Consider the following 18,433-nt stretch of genomic DNA (forward strand, 5'->3'; position numbering starts at 1 on the left):
CGCCCAAGGGCGCGGGGCGGGTGTGCCCCCCCCCCCCCCGCGCCCCGCCCCGAGCTCGCCGCGATCCGCCCCGCGGCGCTGCGGGGGCCGGCGAAGGCGGGGGCCGGGGGGTGGCCCGGGGGGGGGGGGGCGGAGGCGGGTAGCGGCGCGGGGAGGATGGCGGTGATCTCGGGGCGGGGGGCGGGGGGCGGGGCGCACACGCCGCCCAGTTCCTTGGCGCGGACGGCCTTGGTGATCCAGGTGCGGTCCAGCACACGGCGCTCGTCGGCCTCGGCGACCAGGTCCTCGGACTGGTTGTAGTCGCCGTCGGCGGCCTGCACGGCCCACAGGTGGACGGCGACGCCGTGCTCCTTGGCGGCCATCATCCCGGGCAGCAGGTCGCCGTCGCCGGTGACGAGGACCACGTCGGAGCAGGCGCGGTTGCGGGCCAGCTCGGTGAGTTCGGCGTGCATGGCCGCGTCCACGCCCTTCTGCGCCCAGCGTCCGTCACTGCGGGTGAGCGCGCCGAGGCGGACGGTGACGCGGGGCATCACGCGCAGTCTGCGGTGCTCGGGCTGCGGGACGCGGTCGGGGGCGCCGTCGAACCAGTAGATGCGCAGCAGGGGGCGCTCGGTGTCGGACTCGGCCTGTTCGCGCAGGCCGTGGACGAGCGCGGCGTGGTCGACGGTGATCCGGGACCGCGACGGCTCCCCGGCGAGGAGGCTCGCGGCGGCCCCCAGCAGATACCCGGCGTCCACCAGGACGACGCAGCGGTCCACGCGATCCACCCTCTTTCCGGGAGGTAGCTTCGGGCAGCGGTGCTCGAGGTGTTGCCTCGGGGTTGCTTTCGGGCTTGTTTCGAGTCTGCCCGACGGCGCCCGGGTTAACGGCCCGAACTCGATCTTCGGCGTGGCGTTTCGGGGCCGTGCGGCCCGATGAGCCTTGTTACATACGGTAATTATCCGACATGCGTTCATTGTCGGCGTATGTGAATCTGGTCCCGGCCCTGGCCCCTAGATCCCCCACAGGAGGTTGATCACCATGGCCAAGAACCGCAAGCAGGACCGCAGCCGGCAGAAGGCGTCCGTCGCCGCCAACGGCCCCCAGGAGACGGAGCACTCGGTGACGGAGCCGCAGCCCGAGCACCACAGTGCGCAGCCCGGCCAGCCCACCACGGCCCGCAAGGGCCGGCAGAAGCGCTTCGGCCACAACTGAGGCCGGTGCGAAGGGCCGTTGACCGCGCAGTGACGCGGCGTTGATATGCACAAGGGGCGTACCCGGTGACCGGGCACGCCCCTTGTTGTCGTCAGCCGGCCAGGCAGGACGGGCCGAGCAGCACCTTCAGGTCGCCGAACAGGGCCGGGTCCGGCTTGACCCGGTGCCGGTCCAGGCGCAGCACCGTGGTCTTGCGCGGGCCCTGGAGCTTGATCCGCACCTCGCTGTCGCCCTTGTGGTTGCGCAGGATCTCGCCGAGGCGGCTGACCATGGGCGGGGTGACCTTCAGGGCCGGGATGCTGAGCACCACCGGAGCGTTGGTGCCCGCCGTGGACAGGTCGGGGACCATCAGCTCCATCGCCACCAGCCGGGGCACGTCCTCCCGCTTGTCCAGGCGGCCCTTGACGAACACCACGGCGTCCTCCACGAGTTGGGTGGACACCAGCTGGTAGGTCGCCGGGAAGAACATGCACTCGATGGAGCCGGCGAGGTCCTCCACGGTGGCGATCGCCCAGGCGTTGCCCTGCTTGGTCATCTTGCGCTGCAGGCCGGAGATGATGCCGCCGATGGTGACGACCGCGCCGTCACCGAAGTCACCGCCGGTGAGCTGGGAGATGCCCGCGTCCGCCTTGTCGGCCAGCACGTGCTCCAGGCCGAACAGCGGGTGGTCGGAGACGTACAGGCCGAGCATCTCCCGCTCCTGGGCGAGCAGGTAGGTCTTGTCCCACTCGTCGGTGGAGAACTCCACGTCGAGGCCGAAGCCGGGCTCGCCGCCGGTCTCCTCGCCCATCCCGCCGAAGAGGTCGAACTGCCCCTCGGCCTCCTTGCGCTTGACCGCGACCACGTTGTCGATCATCGGCTCGTACTGGGCGATGAGGCCCTTGCGGGTGTGCCCCAGGGAGTCGAAGGCGCCGGCCTTGATCAGCGACTCGGTGGTGCGCTTGTTGCAGACCACGGCCTCGACCTTGTCGAGGTAGTCGGGGAAGGAGGTGTACTTCCCCTTGGACTTGCGGGTCTTGATGATCGACTCGACGACGTTGGTGCCGACGTTGCGCACGGCGGACAGGCCGAAGAGGATCACGTCGTCGCCCTGCGCGGCGAAGTTCGACTCGGACTCGTTGACATTGGGCGGCAGCACCCGGATGCCCATGCGGCGGCACTCGTTGAGGTAGACGGCCGACTTGTCCTTGTCGTCCTTGACGGAGGTCAGCAGGGCGGCCATGTACTCGGCGGGGTGGTTGGCCTTGAGGTAGGCCGTCCAGTACGACACCAGGCCGTAGGCGGCGGAGTGCGCCTTGTTGAACGCGTAGCCGGCGAAGGGGACCAGCACGTCCCACAGGGCCTGGATGGCCTCGTCGCTGTAGCCGTTCTTGCGGGCGCCGGCCTGGAAGATGGTGAAGTTCTTCGCCAGCTCCTCGGGCTTCTTCTTGCCCATGACGCGGCGGAGGATGTCGGCCTCGCCGAGCGAGTAGCCGGCGATGATCTGGGCGGCCTTCTGCACCTGCTCCTGGTAGACGATCAGGCCGTAGGTGACGTCCAGGACCTCCTTGAGCGGCTCCTCCAGCTCCGGGTGGATCGGCGTGATCTCCTGCTGGCCGTTCTTGCGCAGCGCGTAGTTGATGTGGGAGTTCATGCCCATCGGGCCCGGCCGGTACAGGGCCGAGACGGCGGAGATGTCCTCGAAGTTGTCGGGCTTCATCATGCGCAGCAGGGAGCGCATGGGGCCGCCGTCGAACTGGAAGACGCCGAGGGTGTCGCCGCGCTGGAGCAGCTCGAAGGTCTTGGGGTCGTCCAGCGGGAGGCTGAGGAGATCGATGTCGATCCCCTTGTTCGCCTTCACCATCTTGACGGCGTCGTCCATGATGGTCAGGTTGCGCAGGCCCAGGAAGTCCATCTTCAGCAGGCCGAGCGACTCGCAGCTCGGGTAGTCCCACTGCGTGATGGTCACGCCGTCGGTGTGCCGGACCCAGACCGGGACGTGGTCGACGATGGGCTCGCTGGACATGATCACGCCGGCGGCGTGCACGCCCATCTGCCGCACCAGGCCCTCCACGCCGCGCGCGGTGTCGATGACCTTCTTCACGTCCGGCTCGTTCTCGTACATCGAGCGGACCTCGCCGGCCTCCGAGTACCGGGGGTGCTCGGGGTCGGTGATGCCGGACAGCGGGATGCCCTTGCCGAGGACGTCGGCGGGCATGGCCTTGGTGATCCGGTCGCCCATCGCGTACGGGTAGCCCAGCACGCGCGCGGAGTCCTTGATCGCGTTCTTGGCCTTGATGGTGCCGTAGGTGCCGATCTGGGCGACCTTGTCGGCGCCGTACTTCTCGGTGACGTACCGGATGACCTCGGCGCGCCTGCGCTCGTCGAAGTCGATGTCGACATCCGGCATCGAGATGCGCTCGGGGTTCAGGAACCGCTCGAAGATCAGGCCGTGCGGGATGGGGTCGAGGTCGGTGATGCCCAGGGCGTAGGCGACGATCGAGCCCGCCGCGGAGCCACGGCCGGGGCCGACGGCGATGCCGTTCTTCTTGGCCCACATGATGAAGTCGGCGACCACGAGGAAGTAGCCCGGGAACCCCATCTGGATGATGACGTCCATCTCGTACTCGGCCTGCTTCTGGCGGTCCTCGGGGATGCCGTCCGGGTAGCGGCGCTGCATGCCGCGCCGGACCTCCTCCTGGAACCAGGTGACCTCGGTGTAGCCCTCCGGGATGTCGAACTTGGGCATGAGGTCGCGCTTTTCGAACATGCCGGTGGTGTCGACCATCTCGGCGACCAGCAGCGTGTTGGCGCAGCCCTCCTGCCAGGCGTCCGAGGAGTCGATGGCGTACATCTCCTCGGTCGACTTCAGGTAGTAGCCGGTGCCGTCGAACTTGAAGCGGTCGGGGTCGGAGAGGTTCTTGCCGGTCTGGATGCACAGCAGCGCGTCGTGCGCCTGCGCCTCGTGGGCGTAGGTGTAGTGCGAGTCGTTGGTGACCAGCGGGGGGATGCCGAGCTTCTTGCCGATCTCCAGCAGGCCGTCACGGACCCGGCGCTCGATCTCGATGCCGTGGTCCATCAGCTCCAGGAAGTACTTGTCCTTGCCGAAGATGTCCTGGTAGTCGGCGGCGGCCTTCAGGGCCTCGTCGAAGTGGCCGAGGCGCAGCCGGGTCTGCACCTCGCCGGAGGGGCAGCCGGTGGAGGCGACGATGCCCTCCGACCACTGGGCGATGGTCTCCTTGTCCATCCGGGGCCACTTCTGCAGCCAGCCCTCGGCGTAGGCGTCGGAGGACAGCCGGAAGAGGTTGTGCAGGCCGGTCTTGTTCACCGCCCACATCGTCTTGTGGGTGTAGCCACCCGAACCGGAGACGTCGTCCTTCTTCTGGTGCGGCTGGCCCCACAGGATCTTGCGCTTGTTGCGCCGGGACTCCGGGGCGACATACGCCTCGATCCCGATGATCGGGGTGATTCCGGCCTTCTTCGCGGAGTGGAAGAAGTCGTACGCGCCGTGGAGGTTGCCGTGGTCGGACATGGCGATGTGCGTCATGCCCATCTCGTTGCACGCGTTGAACATGTCCTTCAGCCGCGCGGCACCGTCCAGCAGCGAGTACTGGGTGTGGACGTGCAGGTGCGTGAACGGCGGCTTCGACACGGTGCTGCCTCCAGGGAGAACATCGGGCGACGGCTTGCGGACAGTCTGGGGGACAGCGTCGAAGTCTATGCCCCGCCACTGACACACGGCCGCTCGCGCCGCGTACCTTCTGGCGGGGAACCGGGCACTCCCCCGCGGCGCCGGTCGTTGGCGGAGGAGGAAGATCCGTTCCACCCCTTGTCAGTGCACCACCCGCACCAGGAGGCACCCAGCGATGTCGGTCCCCCAGCTTGGCGACGAGCAGCGCGGCGAGGAGATCCTCGCCGTCTTCGACACCGCCTTCGGCGAGCTGCTCGCCGCCGACCCGGCCGCGTTCCGGGTGAAGTTCCGCAAGATGGCCGCCTCGGCCTTCGCGTTCTACCGGGGTACGGCGTGCCTCTTCTACCACGACCTGGACAGCGGAAACGCCGAATGGGGCGGCGGGAGGGGCCTGAGCGGCCCCTACCTGGACGAACGCACCTCGCGGGTGTGGATCCACGGCGACCTGCACGCGGAGAACTTCGGCACGTACATGGACTCCGGCGGCCGCCTGGTGTTCAACGTCAACGACTTCGACGAGGCCTACGTCGGCCCGTTCACCTGGGACCTGAAGCGCTTCGCCGCCTCCGTCGCCCTCATCGGGTACGCCAAGGCGCTCAGCGACGCCCAGATCACCGAGCTGGTGACGGTCTACGCGGCGGCCTACCGCGAGCGCATCCACGCCCTGGCCACGGGCGCCAAGAGCGACGAGGTGCCGCCGTTCACGCTGGACACCGCGCAGGGTCCGCTGCTGGACGCGCTGCGTGACGCCCGCGCGCTGACCCGGTTCGGGCTGCTGGAGTCGATGACGGAGATCCGCGACTTCGAACGCCGGTTCGCCCCCGGCGGGGGCTCCATCGAGCTGGACGCCGCCACCCGCTACAAGGTGCTGGCCGCCTTCGACGGCTACCTGGAGACGCTGCCGGAGAGCTCGCTGACCCGGCCCGACTCCTACCGGGTCAAGGACGTCGTCGGCCGCCGGGGCATCGGCATCGGCTCGGCGGGCCTGCCCTCCTACAACATCCTGCTGGAGGGCAACAGCGACGCCCTGGAGAACGACGTCGTGATCTACATCAAGCAGGCCCAGACCCCGGCCGTCTCCCGGCACATCACCGACCCCGCCATCCGCGACTACTTCCAGCACGAGGGCCACCGCACGGTGATCTCCCAGCGCGCCCTGCAGGCGCACGCCGACCCGTGGCTGGGCTGGACCGAGCTGGACGGCGCCGGGCAGCTGGTCGCGGAGGTCTCCCCGTACGCCGTCGACCTGGAGTGGGACGACATCGACGACCCGGAGGAGATCGCCGAGGTGGTCGCCGACCTGGGCCGGGCCACGGCCACCATGCACGCGGCGGCGGACGACACCTCCGGCGAGTCGCTGGTGCCGTTCTCCACGGAGCGGGCCATCGACGCGGCCATCGCGGCCGACGAGGAGGGCTTCGCCCCGCTGCTCGTGGACTTCGCGCACAGCTACGGCGCCCGGGCCCGCGCCGACCACCAGATCTTCGTGGACCTGTTCCGCAACGGACGCATTCCGGGTCTGTGACGAGCCGGTCGCACAGGAATTCTTTAGGAGCCTCTTACCGGCTCACGTGACACACTGTCCTCTCGCTATGGACATATCCGGGACCCAGCTCAGAGCCGTGCGCGCGGCGCTGTTCACGGCGATGGTCGTGACGCTCAGCACCGCGTCGCACGTACTGCTGTCCCGGGCCCCGCTGCCGCTGCCCACGGTGGCCGCGGTCGCGGCCGCCGTGTTCGCGCTCGCCTACGCCCTGGCGGGCCGCGAGCGCGGCTTCGGACGGATCGCCGCCCTGCTGGTCCCGCTGGAACTGGCCGCGGACACCGTCTTCACCACCGGCCAGCACGTCTGCTACGGCCCCGCGGGCGGCCCGCTCGCCGGGCCGCTGCGCCCGGTGGGCTGGGACGTGCTGTGCGGCAACGGCACCGACGTCGGCACGCCGCTGGTCCGCATGACCGGCACGGACGGCGACCGGCTCGCCACGCTGCTCGCCCACGCCGACCCCGCCACCGCCTGGCTGCTGCTGGCCGCGCACGTCGGCGTCGCCCTGCTGGCGGCCGGATGGCTGCGCCGCGGCGAGCGGGCCCTGGCCCAGCTGCTGCGGGCGGTGGCCGCGACCACGTTCCGGCCGCTGCTGCTGGCGGTGGCGGCCGTCACCGTCGGCCGCGTGCCCGCCGCGCACCGGCCGGCGCGTACTGCTGAGTCTGCATCGTCGGCGAGTGGTCGTGTGTGGGCAGATACGGCAGCCGAGGCGACCACCACGGAGGGAGCCGTCGGCAGCGTCAGATGTGTATAAGAGCCGGCCCTGGGACGGCGCGGACCGCCCCGCCCGGCCGCCCTCGCCCTCGGCCTCGGCTGAGCGGCGATCCAGCCACGGCACATCCGGTCCCCATCCGTACCGAGCGCGGCACCGCCGCGCGTCCCCCAGGGAGAACACCACCATGAGCAAGCGCAACAGCCAGCAGGCGAAGACGGCGGCCCGGGAGCGGCTGCGCGCCGAGCGGGAGCGCCAGGCCAAGCGCGACCGGACCAAGCGGCAGCTCATCGTCGCCGGCGCGGTCGTCGTCGTGCTGGCGGCGGCCGGCGGCATAGGCTACGCCGTCGTCCAGGCCAACAAGCCCGGCCACTGGGAGGCCGTGAAGGACGAGAAGGTCGTCGCACCGGCCCACACCTCGGGCAAGGACGGCACCACGGTCGTCATCGGCAAGAGCACCGCGAAGAAGACCCTGAAGGTCTACGAGGACCCGCGCTGCCCGATCTGCGCCCAGTTCGAGCAGACCGTCGGCCCGACCCTGAAGAAGGACCTCGACGACGGCAAGTTCAAGATGCAGTTCGTCGGCGGCACGTTCATCGACGGCGACGCGCTCGGCAAGGGCACCATCGGCTCGCGCGGCGAGGGCTCCAAGAACGCGATGAGCGCGCTGGGCGCCGCCCTGAACGTCAGCCCCGAGGCGTTCCTGGAGTACAAGACGGCGCTCTACTCCGCCAAGTGGCACCCGGAGGAGACGACCGACAAGTTCAAGGACGACGACTACCTCATCAAGATCGCGAACACCGTCCCGGCGCTGAAGAACAACGCCACGTTCGACACGGCGGTGAAGAAGGGCACGTACGACGCCTGGGCGCTGGCGATGTCGAAGGCCTGGGACACCAACAAGGACGGCGTGACCGGCACGCCCAGCTTCGTCATGGACGGCAAGGTCCTCACCACCCCCGGCACGCAGAACCCGCCGATGACGGTGCAGGAGTTCAACTCGGTGGTGGGCGCGGCGCTCAAGGGCTGACCCCGCCCGCCCCGCCGCGGGCCCGACCCGCATGAAGAGCGGGCGAACTTTCATGCGTTCGCCCGCTCTTGGCGCGTACCGGTCAGTAATGTGATCGGCCGTGACCAGTCGATACAGAGCACCCCAGGACGCCGCCCCGCGCCCGGAGGGCGCCGACTCCCCTGCCCCGCGCCGCCGTACGGTCGTCAGGGCCGCCGCGGCCACCGCCGTGCTGGCCGGGCCGCTCGCCGCCGCGCTCCCGGCGCGGGCCGCCGCCCAGGCGCCCGCCTTCCTGCACGGCGTGGCCTCCGGCGACCCGCTGCCCGACGGCATCCTGCTGTGGACCCGGGTGACCCCCACCGCCGAGGCGACCCCGGGCTCGGGGCGCGGCCCGGACACCGAGGTGAGCTGGGTGGTGGCCCGGGACCGGGCGTGCACGGACGTCGTCGCCAAGGGCTCCGTCACCGCGAGGGCCGCCTCGGACCACACCGTCAAGGCCGACGTACGGGGCCTGGAGCCGGCCACCGACTACTGGTTCCGCTTCTCGGCCGGCGGCACCGACTCCCCCGTCGCCCGCACCCGCACCGCGCCCGCCCGCGACGCCGACCTCGCCCGCCTGCGCTTCGGCGTGGTCTCGTGCGCCAACTGGGAGGCCGGCCACTTCGCCGCGTACCGCCATCTGGCCGCCCGCGGCGACCTGGACGCCTGGCTGCACCTCGGGGACTACATCTACGAGTACGCCTCGGGCGAGTACGCCGCCCGCGGCACGGTGGTGCGCCCGCACTCCCCCGCGCACGAGACCGTCACCCTCGCCGACTACCGCCTCCGGCACGCCACCTACAAGACCGACCCCGATCTGCAGGCGCTGCACCACGCCGCACCGGTCGTCGCGATCTGGGACGACCACGAGTTCGCCGACAACGCCTGGGCGGGCGGCGCGGTCAACCACACCGAGGGCGCCGAGGGCACCTGGAGCGCCCGCGCGGCGGCCGCGAAGCAGGCCTACTTCGAGTGGATGCCGGTGCGCCCGGCGATCGAGGGCACCACCTACCGGCGGCTGCGCTTCGGCAAGCTGGCCGACCTGTCCCTGCTCGACCTGCGTTCCTTCCGCTCCCAGCAGGCCGCCACCGGGTCCGGCTCGGTGGACGACACGGACCGCACGATCACCGGACGCGCCCAACTGGACTGGCTCAAGGCGGGCCTGGCGGCCTCCGACACCACCTGGCGGCTGGTCGGCAACTCGGTGATGATCTCCCCCTTCGCCGTCGGCTCGCTCTCCGCCGACCTGCTCCGGCCGCTGGCCGAACTGCTCGGGCTGCCGCGGGAGGGGCTGGCCGTCAACACCGACCAGTGGGACGGCTACACCGACGACCGCCGGGAGTTGCTGGCCCACCTGCGCGCGCACGCCATCCGCAACACCGTCTTCCTCACCGGGGACATCCACATGGCGTGGGCCAACGACGTCCCCGTGGACGCCGGCACGTACCCGCTCTCCCCGTCGGCGGCCACGGAGTTCGTGGTGACCTCGCTGACCTCCGACAACCTCGACGACGTCGTCAAGGTCCCCGAGGGCACCGTCTCGGCGCTCGCCGCGCCGGTGATCCGCGCCGCCAACCGGCACGTGCACTGGGTCGACACCGACCGCCACGGCTACGGCGTGCTGGACATCACCGCCGAGCGGGCGCAGATGGACTACTACACGCTGTCCGACCGCACGGATCCAAACGCGACCTCCGCCTGGGTCCGTTCGTACCGCACGCGCAGCGGCACACAGAAGGTGGAGCGGACGTACACCCCCGTCTGAGGCTCGCGCGGGCGTCGCCCAGGACGCCCGCCGCCGGCCTAGGACTCCTCCAGGGCGTCGAGGAAGCCGAGCGCCACCCGCCAGGTGGCCTCGGCGGCTTCCGCGTCGTAGTCCGGCAGGTCGGGGTCGGTGTACAGGTGGCCGGCCCCGGCGTACCGGTAGACCTCGACGTCGGCGCCGATCCGGCCCATCCGCAGGTACCAGGCGCTCAGCCAGTCGTCCGTCTCGAACGGGTCGGGCTCGGCCACGTGCAGCTGCACCGGCAGGTCCTCCACGTGCGCGTTGGGCGCGATGTCGGAGGTGCCGTGCAGGAGCAGCAGGCCGCGGGCCTTGTCGTCGCCGAGCGCCAGCGTCTGCGCGACGGAGGCGCCCAGCGAGAAACCGGCGTACACCAGGCCCCGCTCCGAGTAGGGCGCCGCGGCCAGCACGGCCCGCCGCAGCAGCTCCTCCTTGCCGATCCGGTCCTTGTGGGCCATGCCCTCCTCGACCGAGTCGAACGTGCGCCCCTCGAAGAGGTCGGGGGTCCACACTTCGTGCCCGGCCGCGCGCAGCCGGTCCGCAGCCTGGCGCACCGCGGGTGTGAGGCCATGGGTCGAGTGGAAGAGCATGATGTTCATGAGGCCATGGTGCCAGCCGGGTACGACACCGCCGGTCCCCGAGGTCCTCACCACAGGGGCGCCGCCCTACCCGGGAACGCCGCGAAGACACATGTTCATGTCTCTCGGGGCCGGTTACGTTCGCAGGCATGGAGAACGTACTCCGCCCGTTGCTCGTCCTCGGCGGCTCGGTCGTCTTCACCCTGGTCGTCGGCTGGGCCACCGACCTGCTGCTGCGCAAGGCAGACGAACGCCACCACGAGACGCCGCTGTGGGGGCTGCTGCGCCGCGCCCGCGTGCCCTACCAGCTCGTGCTGTGCTCCGCCCTGCTCAGAGGCTCCTACGACCAGACGAAGCTGCTGCAGGAGCACCGGGTCGGCGTGGGCCGCTCCCTGACCCTGGTGCTGATCGGGTCGGCCGCCTGGTTGACGATCAGGATCGCGGCGGCCGTCGTCGAGACCTCCTACCGCAGCTACGCCAGCTCCCGCGCCCAGCGGGACCCGGCCCGGGTGCGGCGGGTGCGCACCCAGGTCGAGCTGATCATGCGGGTGGTCTCGGCGATCGTCATCGTGGTCGCCGCCGCCTCCATGCTGCTGACCTTCCCGCAGATGCGCGCCGCCGGTGCCTCGCTGCTGGCCTCGGCCGGCATCCTCGGCATCGTCGCGGGCGTCGCCGCGCAGTCCACGCTGAGCAACCTGTTCGCCGGGCTGCAGATCGCCTTCGGGGACATGGTGCGCATCGGTGACACGGTGGTCGTGCGCGGCGAGTGGGGGACCGTGGAGGAGATCACGCTGACCTTCCTGACGGTGCGCACCTGGGACGAGCGCCGGATCACGATGCCGGTGTCGTACTTCACGTCCAACCCCTTCGAGAACTGGTCGCGCGGCACACCGCAGATGACCGGAACCGTCTTCTGGCACCTGGACCACTGCGCGCCCCTGGAGGCGATGCGGGAGAAGCTGCGCGACATCCTGCGCGCCTGCCCGGCCTGGGACGGCCGCGCCTACAGCCTCCAGGTCACCGACACCACGCCGAACACCATCGAGGTGCGGGCGCTGGTGACGGCGAAGGACTCCGACGACATCTGGACGGTGCGGGTGGCCGTGCGCGAGGAGATGATCCGCTGGCTGTGCGAGGAGCATCCCTACGCGCTGCCCCGGGTCAACACGGCCCAGGCGGTCCTCCCGCGCCAGATCCGCCGCGACGCACAGGGCGAGGGACGTCCCGACCAACGGGGCGACGGGCCTTCCGGCGGACGGGGCGAGACGCGCGGCACGGCGGTCCGGGACCGCGACGGCGCCGTGTGGCCCTCCCTGGACAAGTCCGGGACGGGGCGGGGGCGCCGCTGAGCCGCGCCCGGCTCAGTGCCCGCGCTCCGCGCCGCCGTTGACCTGGATGATCTGGGAGGTGATGTGCCCGGCGGCCGGGGAGGCCAGCCAGTGCAGGGTGGCGGCGACGTCGCGGGGTGCCGGGGCGCTTGTTCACCGTCTCGGCGACGAGCCGCTCGCGGCGGGCGTCGTCCATCGCGTTGCCGAAGAAGTCGGTGTCCTCGATGTAGCCGGGGGCGACGACGTTCACCGTGATCCCGTGCGGGCCCAGCTGGCGGGCCAGGTCGTGGGCGTAGGGGTGCAGGGCCGCCTTGGAGGCGGCGTAGGCGCCGCTCCCCGAGCCGCGGTAGGCGGCGATGGAGCTGAGGAACAGCACCCGTCCGCCGGGCTCGGCCAGCCGGCTCTTGAGGGCCTCGGTGAGCAGGACGGCGGTCAGCGTGTTGATCCGGAAGTTGGTCATCCAGTTGTCGGCCACGAGGTCGAGCGGATCCTCCCGCTCCACCTTGGGCTCCAGTTGCCCCGAGCCGCCCGCGCTGTGGATCAGCACGTCCACGGCGCCCATCTCGTCGGCCACGAACCGCGCGACACCGCGCAGCGAGGCCACGTCGCCCACGTCGGCGGCGTACGTCAGCGCGCCGGGCACCTGCGCCTTGCGCAGCACCTCCTCGCGCCGCCCGAGCAGCAGGACCCGGTCGCCGTGGGCCGCGAACAGCTGGGCCGCAGCCAGACCGATGCCCGTACCACCACCACTGATCACCACGTTGCGCGTCATGATCACAGCCTAGGGCCTGTCCGGCGGATCAAGTCGCAGGGAACTCACGGCGACTGATCTGCCCAGGTGAGCGGGGCATGGTGCGTTCCTGTGCAAGGCGGAGGAGGGAGTCGACGCGGAGCGTCGGCGAGTGACGACAACGCCGCAGAGGGGCGTGCCAGGCCCCGCGTCTGCGGCGTGATCCGCCGGACAGGCCCTGGGCGGGCCCGGCGGCAGGGCAAGCGTGATTCCGGCCGGTTCGCGGCAGCCGCAGCCGCTCAGCGCAGGCTGCGCACGTCCAGGTGGCGCAGCACCCGGTCCACGATCTCCGGGTCGGCGCCGGGCTCGCTGCGCGCCGCGAGCACCTCGTGGCGGGCCGCGCTGAGCATCTCGCCCTGGATCCGCCGCAGCCGCTTGATCCTGCGCACCCGTTTCTCGTGGGCCTCCCGCCGCTCCTCGTCCCCGATCTGCGGGTTGATCCGCAGCCCGATCTCGAAGGCCCGCCGCAGCATCTGCTCGGAGACCTCCTCGGGCAGGTCCTCCACCGCCTCGATCTCGCGCAGCCGCCGCTTGGCCGCCTTGGCCGCCCGCACGGCCAGTTCCCGTTCGAACTCCTTCTCGTGCTCGGTGTCGGCCCGCACCCGCAGCCGCTTGACCAGCCAGGGCAGGGTGAGCCCCTGGACCACCAGGGTCGCCATGATCACGCCGAAGGCGATGAACACGATCTCGTCCCGGTCGGGGAAGGGCCCGCCGCTGTCCGTCTTGAGCGGGATGGCCAGGGCCAGCGCCACCGAGGCCGCCCCGCGCATCCCCGCCCACCACATGACGACGGTCTCCCGCCAGCTCGTCGGGATGTCCTCGTCGTAGTCCCGCCGGGCGTGCAGCCGTTTGGTCAGCCAGGTCGCCGGCAGCAGCCACAGCAGCCGGACGAACACCACCACGCCGACGACCACCGCCGCCCAGCCCAGCAGCTCGCCCCAGCGGCCGGAGGCCGTCCGGATGGCGTTGTGCAGCTCCAGTCCGATCAGTCCGAAGGCGACCCCGGTGACGAGGGTGTCGACGACGTCCCAGACGGTGTGCCCGGCCAGCCGGGTCAGCACGTCGTCCGCGTCGGCGGCGTACTCGGCCAGGAACAGCGCGGTGGTGAGCACGGCCAGGACCCCGGAGCCGTGCAGTTCCTCGGCCAGCACGTAGGAGGCGTAGGGCACGAGCAGGGTCAGCCCGATCTGCAGGGTGGCGTCCTGCAGCAGGTCCAGCAGCTTGTTCGCGCCCCAGCCGAGCGCGACGCCCACGATGACCGCGACCACCGCGGACAGCACCAGGTCGAGCCCGGCGTGCCAGGCGGAGAACTCGCCGCTGACGGCGGCGGCGATCGCGACGTGGTAGAGCACGATGGCCGTGACGTCGTTGAACAGCCCCTCGCCCTCCAGGATGGACACCAGGCGGCGGGGCAGCCCCAGCTGTCCGGCCACGGCGGTCGCCGCCACCGGGTCGGGCGGGGCGACCAGCGCGCCGAGCGCCACGGCGGCGGCCAGCGGCAGCCCCGGCACGATGGTGTGGGCGACGACGGCCACGCAGAGGGTGGTGACGAACACCAGCGCCACGGCCAGCAGGAAGATCGGCCGCTTGTTCGCCGCGAACTGCCGCCATGAGGTACGCCGTACGGCGGCGTAGAGCAGCGGCGGCAGCAGCGTGGGCAGGATCAGGTCGGGCGGGATGGCGACGTTCGGCACGAAGTCGAGGACGGCGAGGACGATCCCGAAGCACGTCATCAGCACCGGCGCGGGCAGCCCGAGCCGGTCCCCGACGGGCACGCTGATCACGGCCCCGAGCAGCACGGCGAACAGCAGGGCCAACTGATCCACGGACGGCGCTCCCGGGGGTCGAAACGTTCACACGGCAGCCTCCAGCCTGCCATGCCGCCCCGCTCACCGGCCCGCCCGAGCCCTGCGGGCGCCCCTCACGGGGACTCCGGCGGGGCGGTGACGCGCCGGTGCCTGCGGCGTGCCTACAGCGTGCGCCGCATCGCCCGGTGCGGGATGCCGGCGTCGGGGAACTCCGGACCGTACGCCTCGTACCCCAGCTTCTCGTAGAAGCCCAGCGCGTGGGTCTGCGCGTGCAGGTCCACCGCGGTCAGGCCCCGCGCGCGTGCCGCCCCCTCGATGGCCCGCACCAGGGCCGCGCCGCCGCCGAGCCCGCGGGCCCGCCGGGTGACGGCCAGCCGCCCCAGGGAGCCGAGCCCGCGTCACCGCCGGTCTTCGCGGCGGCCGCCGCGCCGTGCAGCAGCCGGCCCGTGCCCAGCGGGGTGCCGTCCTCGTGGACGGCGAGCACGTGCAGGGCCACCGCGTCGTAGGCGTCGTACTCGATGTCCTCGGGGACGCCCTGCTCGACGACGAAGACCTCCTTGCGCACCGCGAAGCACGCCTCGCGGTCGGCGGGGTCCTCGGCGACGCGGGTGACGAACGACGGCCCGGACGCCGACTCGGAGGACGGCCCGGGCGCCGACTCGCAGGACGGCCCGGCTGGCGGCTCGGACGACGGCCCGCTCATGCGTAGGTCTCCTCGCGGACCTGGTCCAGGGCCTGCTGCAGGTCCTCGGGATAGTCGCTGGTGAACTCCACCCAGCGGCCGTCGCCGGGGTGCTCGAAGCCGAGCCGCACGGCGTGCAGCCACTGCCGGGTCAGCTTCAGCCGCTTGGCGAGGGTGGGGTCGGCGCCGTAGGTGAGGTCGCCGACGCAAGGATGGCGGTGGGCGGCCATGTGCACGCGGATCTGGTGGGTGCGGCCGGTCTCCAGCTTGACGTCGAGCAGCGAGGCGGCACGGAAGGCCTCGATCAGGTCGTAGTGCGTCACGGACGGCTTGCCGTCGGCGGTGACCGCCCACTTGTAGTCGTGGGTGGGGTGGCGGCCGATGGGCGCGTCGATGGTGCCGCTGGTCGGGTCCGGGTGGCCCTGGACGAGAGTGTGGTAGCGCTTGTCGACCGTGCGCTCCTTGAACTGGCGCTTGAGCGAGGTGTACGCGTACTCCGACTTGGCCACCACCATCAGGCCCGAGGTGCCCACGTCCAGGCGGTGCACGATGCCCTGGCGCTCGGCGGCGCCCGAGGTGGAGATCCGGAAGCCGGCCGCGGCCAGCCCGCCGATCACGGTGGGGCCCGTCCAGCCGGGGCTGGGGTGCGCGGCCACGCCGACCGGCTTGACGATCACGACCACGTCCTCGTCGTCGTGCACGATCTCCATGCCCTCGACCGGCTCGGCGACGACCTGCACGGGCGCGGGCGCCTGCGGCATCTCGACCTCCAGCCAGGCCCCGCCGCGCACCCGCTCGGACTTGCCGACGGCCGCGCCGTCCACGAGCACCTTGCCCGCGGCGGCCAGCTCGGCCGCCTTCGTGCGGGAGAAGCCGAACATGCGGGAGATGGCGGCGTCGACGCGCTCGCCCTCCAGGCCGTCGGGCACGGGCAGGGTACGGATCTCGGGAAGCGTGCTCACCCGTCGAGTATGCCGGACGGGTGGAACCGGCCCGCACGAGCCTGTGGAAAACCGCCTGTGGACGGCCTCGGCCTCAGTCCTTGTGGACCGTGCCGTCCGGGTCCAGGCCGCGGAAGGACAGCAGCACGATCAGGATGCCGCCGCACACGATCGCCGAGTCGGCGAGGTTGAAGACCGCGAAGTGCTTGGGCGAGATGAAGTCCACGACCGCGCCCTCGAAGACGCGCGGCGCGCGGAAGATCCGGTCGGTGAGGTTGCCCAGCGCACCGCCGAGCAGCAGGCCGAGCGCGATCGCCCAGGGCAGGCTGTACAGCTTGCGGGCGAGCCGGATGATCACCACGATCACGGCCGCCGCGATCACCGTGAAGATCACCGTGTAGGCCTCGCCGAAGCTGAAGGCGGCACCGGCGTTGCGGATCGCCTCCAGCTGCAGCCAGTCCCCGATGAGCTTCACCGGGGCGTGGTGCTCCAGCTTGGCCACCACGATGATCTTGCTGATCAGGTCGAGGGCGTACGCGAAGGCCGCGACCGCGAGCAGCACGGCGATCCGGCGCCGGCCACGGGGCCGCCCGGCGGCAGGGGCCGCTCCCGCGGCACCGTCCGCGGCGGCCGGGCCGGATGCCTCGGTGGCGGCGTCCGACGCGTCCCGGGCGGCCGGCGCGGACGCCGGGTCGTCGGCGCCGGGTCCGTCGGCCGGGGTCCGTGCCCCGTCGGCGCCCGAGGTCCGTCCTGCCTCGGTGTCCGGGCGCTCGCCCGGCGTCGCGTCGGCGCCGGGCCGCTCCTGCCCGCCGCCCGCTGCCGCGTCCGGGGTGTCCGGCGTACCGATGATGCGCTCCGCCTCTGCCACGTGAGTCCCTCGACCTAGGTACCTGACTGGGGACGAGACTACGGCACGCCTCCCACCGGGTTCAGTACCGGCGTTCCCGTCCGCGGCACCGGTCTGTCCGGGCTCAGTACCGGCGTTCCTGCTTCTGCTTGCACTCCACGCACAGGGTGGCCCGCGGGAAGGCCTGCATGCGGGCCTTGCCGATGGGGTTGCCGCAGTTCTCGCACAGCCCGTAGGTGCCCGCGTCCAGCCGCTCCAGGGCGCGCTCGATCTGCACCAGCATCTCGCGCGCGTTGGCGGCGAGCGCCATCTCGTGCTCGCGCGTGATGTTCTTGGTGCCGGTGTCGGCCTGGTCGTCGCCCGCGCCGTCCCCGGAGTCCCGCATCAGGCCCGCGAGGGACGCCTCGGACGAGGTGATCTCGGCCCGCAGCCGCTCCGCCTCGGACAGCAGTTCGGAACGGGACTCCTCGACCTCCTCCTCGGTCCAGGGGTCCTCGCCCGGGCGCACCGGGAGGTCGCCCGGCTCCACCGCCCCGGCGAGACGCGCCTTGGGGACGGCGGTCGTGGCCGCCGTGGCCGTACCAGGAGTCTTCTTCGCAACCACCGTCGTGGCTCCCGTCTGCTTCGCGGCCCGAGCCGCGCCCACCTTCTTGGCCGTGCTCTTCCTGCCCACTTCGCGCGCGACCGCACCCTCCCCGGTCGCACGCTCCGGGTGCGCGTCGCGCGCGGGGGCGCGCCGCGCGGCTGCTTGCGGCGCGGACGCCTCGCGCGCCGGGGCTTCCCGCGCGGAGGCGTCCTGCGCGAAGGCGTCGTGTGCCGGCGCTTCGCGCGGGGGGACCTCGCGCGTGGAGGCTTCGTGCGCGGGTGCCCCCTCAGCGGCGGCCCTCGCCGCCTTCTTCGCGGGCTTCTTCGCGGTGGTGGCGGCCGCCGCGCGGCCCGGCGCGGAGTTCTTCGCGGCCGTGGCCTTCCGGCCGGGGGTGTCCCCCGCCGCCGTCCCGCCGGCCGCCTCCCTGGGGGAAGCCCTCCCGGCTGCCTCCCTGGAGGGGGTCTTCCCGGCGGCGTCCCTGGAGGGGGCCTTCCCGGCCGCCGCCTTGGAGGGGGCCTTCCCGGACACCGCGTTCCGGGCGGCCTTCTTCGCCACCGCGTTGTCGGCGGCGGCCGGCGCGCCACCGGCGGCGCCGGAACCCCGGGACCTGCCGGACGCCGACTGCTCGGCGGTCTTCTTCGCCACCATGGCCGCGGCCCCTTCACATATTGTGATCTTGCTCGCGAATCGTGCTGGGACGATAAATCGACTCGAGTCCCGCGGCAACGGGGCACGCCGCCCGATTCGCCCGCCTCGCGCGTGCCGCGCGGCCGGCATGCATGCGTTGTGCCCAGCTCCTCGCCGGGTAATCCGACCAGCTGCCCGTCCTACGATCCGACGGTGCGCCCCCTCGCCGTTCGGGTCACCACGCGGCCCGCGGCGCCGCACAGCCCCGAGCCCCGTCACGGCCCGCTCCCCGCGCC

At 71.9% G+C, this 18,433-nt stretch carries 12 protein-coding genes and 2 pseudogenes; 5 read left to right on the forward strand and 9 right to left on the reverse strand.

The window, feature by feature from the left end:
• The coding region (locus GV126_RS09710; RefSeq protein WP_438947834.1) for an NYN domain-containing protein at positions 1-758 on the reverse strand (758 nt) is incomplete at its 3' end.
• A gap of 262 nt (positions 759-1,020) precedes the next feature.
• Between GV126_RS09710 and GV126_RS35710 the strand changes: the two genes are divergently transcribed.
• Positions 1,021-1,194: a hypothetical protein gene (locus GV126_RS35710; RefSeq protein ID WP_185947838.1), complete on the forward strand. Its 174-nt coding sequence runs from the start codon at positions 1,021-1,023 to the stop codon at positions 1,192-1,194.
• A gap of 91 nt (positions 1,195-1,285) precedes the next feature.
• Here the strand turns inward: GV126_RS35710 and dnaE are convergent, their stop codons facing one another.
• On the reverse strand, positions 1,286-4,825 hold the full coding sequence (dnaE, locus tag GV126_RS09715; RefSeq protein WP_159664467.1) for a DNA polymerase III subunit alpha: 3,540 nt from the start codon (positions 4,823-4,825) through the stop codon (positions 1,286-1,288).
• Positions 4,826-5,039: 214 nt separating this feature from the next.
• On the opposite strand from dnaE, the gene GV126_RS09720 reads away from it, so the two are divergent.
• From GV126_RS09720 to GV126_RS09735, 3 genes are all read left to right on the forward strand, one after another.
• Positions 5,040-6,389 (forward strand): DUF2252 domain-containing protein, encoded by a 1,350-nt coding sequence (locus GV126_RS09720; protein WP_159664468.1) that lies wholly within the window; start codon positions 5,040-5,042, stop codon positions 6,387-6,389.
• Positions 6,390-7,306: 917 nt separating this feature from the next.
• Entirely contained in the window at positions 7,307-8,149 is an 843-nt protein-coding gene (locus GV126_RS09730) for a thioredoxin domain-containing protein (protein ID WP_159664469.1), read from the forward strand.
• A gap of 100 nt (positions 8,150-8,249) precedes the next feature.
• Entirely contained in the window at positions 8,250-9,932 is a 1,683-nt protein-coding gene (locus GV126_RS09735) for an alkaline phosphatase D family protein (RefSeq protein ID WP_159664470.1), read from the forward strand.
• A gap of 38 nt (positions 9,933-9,970) precedes the next feature.
• On the opposite strand, the gene GV126_RS09740 is transcribed toward GV126_RS09735, so the two are convergent.
• On the reverse strand, positions 9,971-10,549 hold the full coding sequence (locus GV126_RS09740; protein WP_159664471.1) for a dienelactone hydrolase family protein: 579 nt from the start codon (positions 10,547-10,549) through the stop codon (positions 9,971-9,973).
• Between the two features lie 128 nt (positions 10,550-10,677).
• Here GV126_RS09740 and GV126_RS09745 point away from each other — a divergent pair, with 128 nt between their 5' ends.
• Positions 10,678-11,877, forward strand: coding sequence for a mechanosensitive ion channel family protein (locus tag GV126_RS09745; RefSeq protein ID WP_159664472.1), 1,200 nt, complete (start codon positions 10,678-10,680; stop codon positions 11,875-11,877).
• Between the two features lie 12 nt (positions 11,878-11,889).
• Here the strand turns inward: GV126_RS09745 and GV126_RS09750 are convergent.
• The 6 genes and pseudogenes from GV126_RS09750 to GV126_RS09775 form a co-directional block, all read right to left on the reverse strand.
• Positions 11,890-12,628: pseudogene (locus GV126_RS09750) on the reverse strand (SDR family NAD(P)-dependent oxidoreductase).
• 257 nt (positions 12,629-12,885) lie between these two features.
• A complete protein-coding gene (locus tag GV126_RS09755) occupies positions 12,886-14,472 on the reverse strand; it encodes a Na+/H+ antiporter (RefSeq protein WP_159664473.1) in 1,587 nt (528 codons plus the stop codon).
• A gap of 143 nt (positions 14,473-14,615) precedes the next feature.
• A pseudogene (locus tag GV126_RS09760) lies at positions 14,616-15,019 on the reverse strand (GNAT family N-acetyltransferase).
• Between the two features lie 134 nt (positions 15,020-15,153).
• On the reverse strand, positions 15,154-16,098 hold the full coding sequence (locus GV126_RS09765; protein ID WP_028422531.1) for an RluA family pseudouridine synthase: 945 nt from the start codon (positions 16,096-16,098) through the stop codon (positions 15,154-15,156).
• 73 nt (positions 16,099-16,171) lie between these two features.
• Complete coding sequence (gene lspA / locus GV126_RS09770; protein WP_159664474.1) at positions 16,172-16,945, reverse strand: signal peptidase II; 774 nt, start codon at positions 16,943-16,945, stop codon at positions 16,172-16,174.
• 103 nt (positions 16,946-17,048) lie between these two features.
• Positions 17,049-18,158, reverse strand: a complete 1,110-nt coding sequence (locus GV126_RS09775) for a TraR/DksA C4-type zinc finger protein (protein ID WP_159664475.1) — start codon at positions 18,156-18,158, stop codon at positions 17,049-17,051.
• Between the last annotated feature and the right edge of the window lie 275 nt (positions 18,159-18,433).

The sequence above is a fragment of the Streptomyces mexicanus genome (assembly GCF_902506575.1).
Taxonomy (GTDB): domain Bacteria; phylum Actinomycetota; class Actinomycetes; order Streptomycetales; family Streptomycetaceae; genus Streptomyces; species Streptomyces mexicanus.

Excerpts from the sequence above, each read along its gene's own strand:
- GV126_RS09720 (WP_159664468.1), top strand. The coding sequence starts at position 5,040 with ATGTCGGTCCCCCAGCTTGGCGACGAGCAGCGCGGCGAGGAGATCCTC.
- GV126_RS09730 (WP_159664469.1), top strand. The coding sequence starts at position 7,307 with ATGAGCAAGCGCAACAGCCAGCAGGCGAAGACGGCGGCCCGGGAGCGG.
- GV126_RS35710 (WP_185947838.1), top strand. The coding sequence starts at position 1,021 with ATGGCCAAGAACCGCAAGCAGGACCGCAGCCGGCAGAAGGCGTCCGTC.
- GV126_RS09745 (WP_159664472.1), top strand. The coding sequence starts at position 10,678 with ATGGAGAACGTACTCCGCCCGTTGCTCGTCCTCGGCGGCTCGGTCGTC.
- GV126_RS09740 (WP_159664471.1), bottom strand. The coding sequence starts at position 10,549 with ATGAACATCATGCTCTTCCACTCGACCCATGGCCTCACACCCGCGGTG.
- GV126_RS09775 (WP_159664475.1), bottom strand. The coding sequence starts at position 18,158 with ATGGTGGCGAAGAAGACCGCCGAGCAGTCGGCGTCCGGCAGGTCCCGG.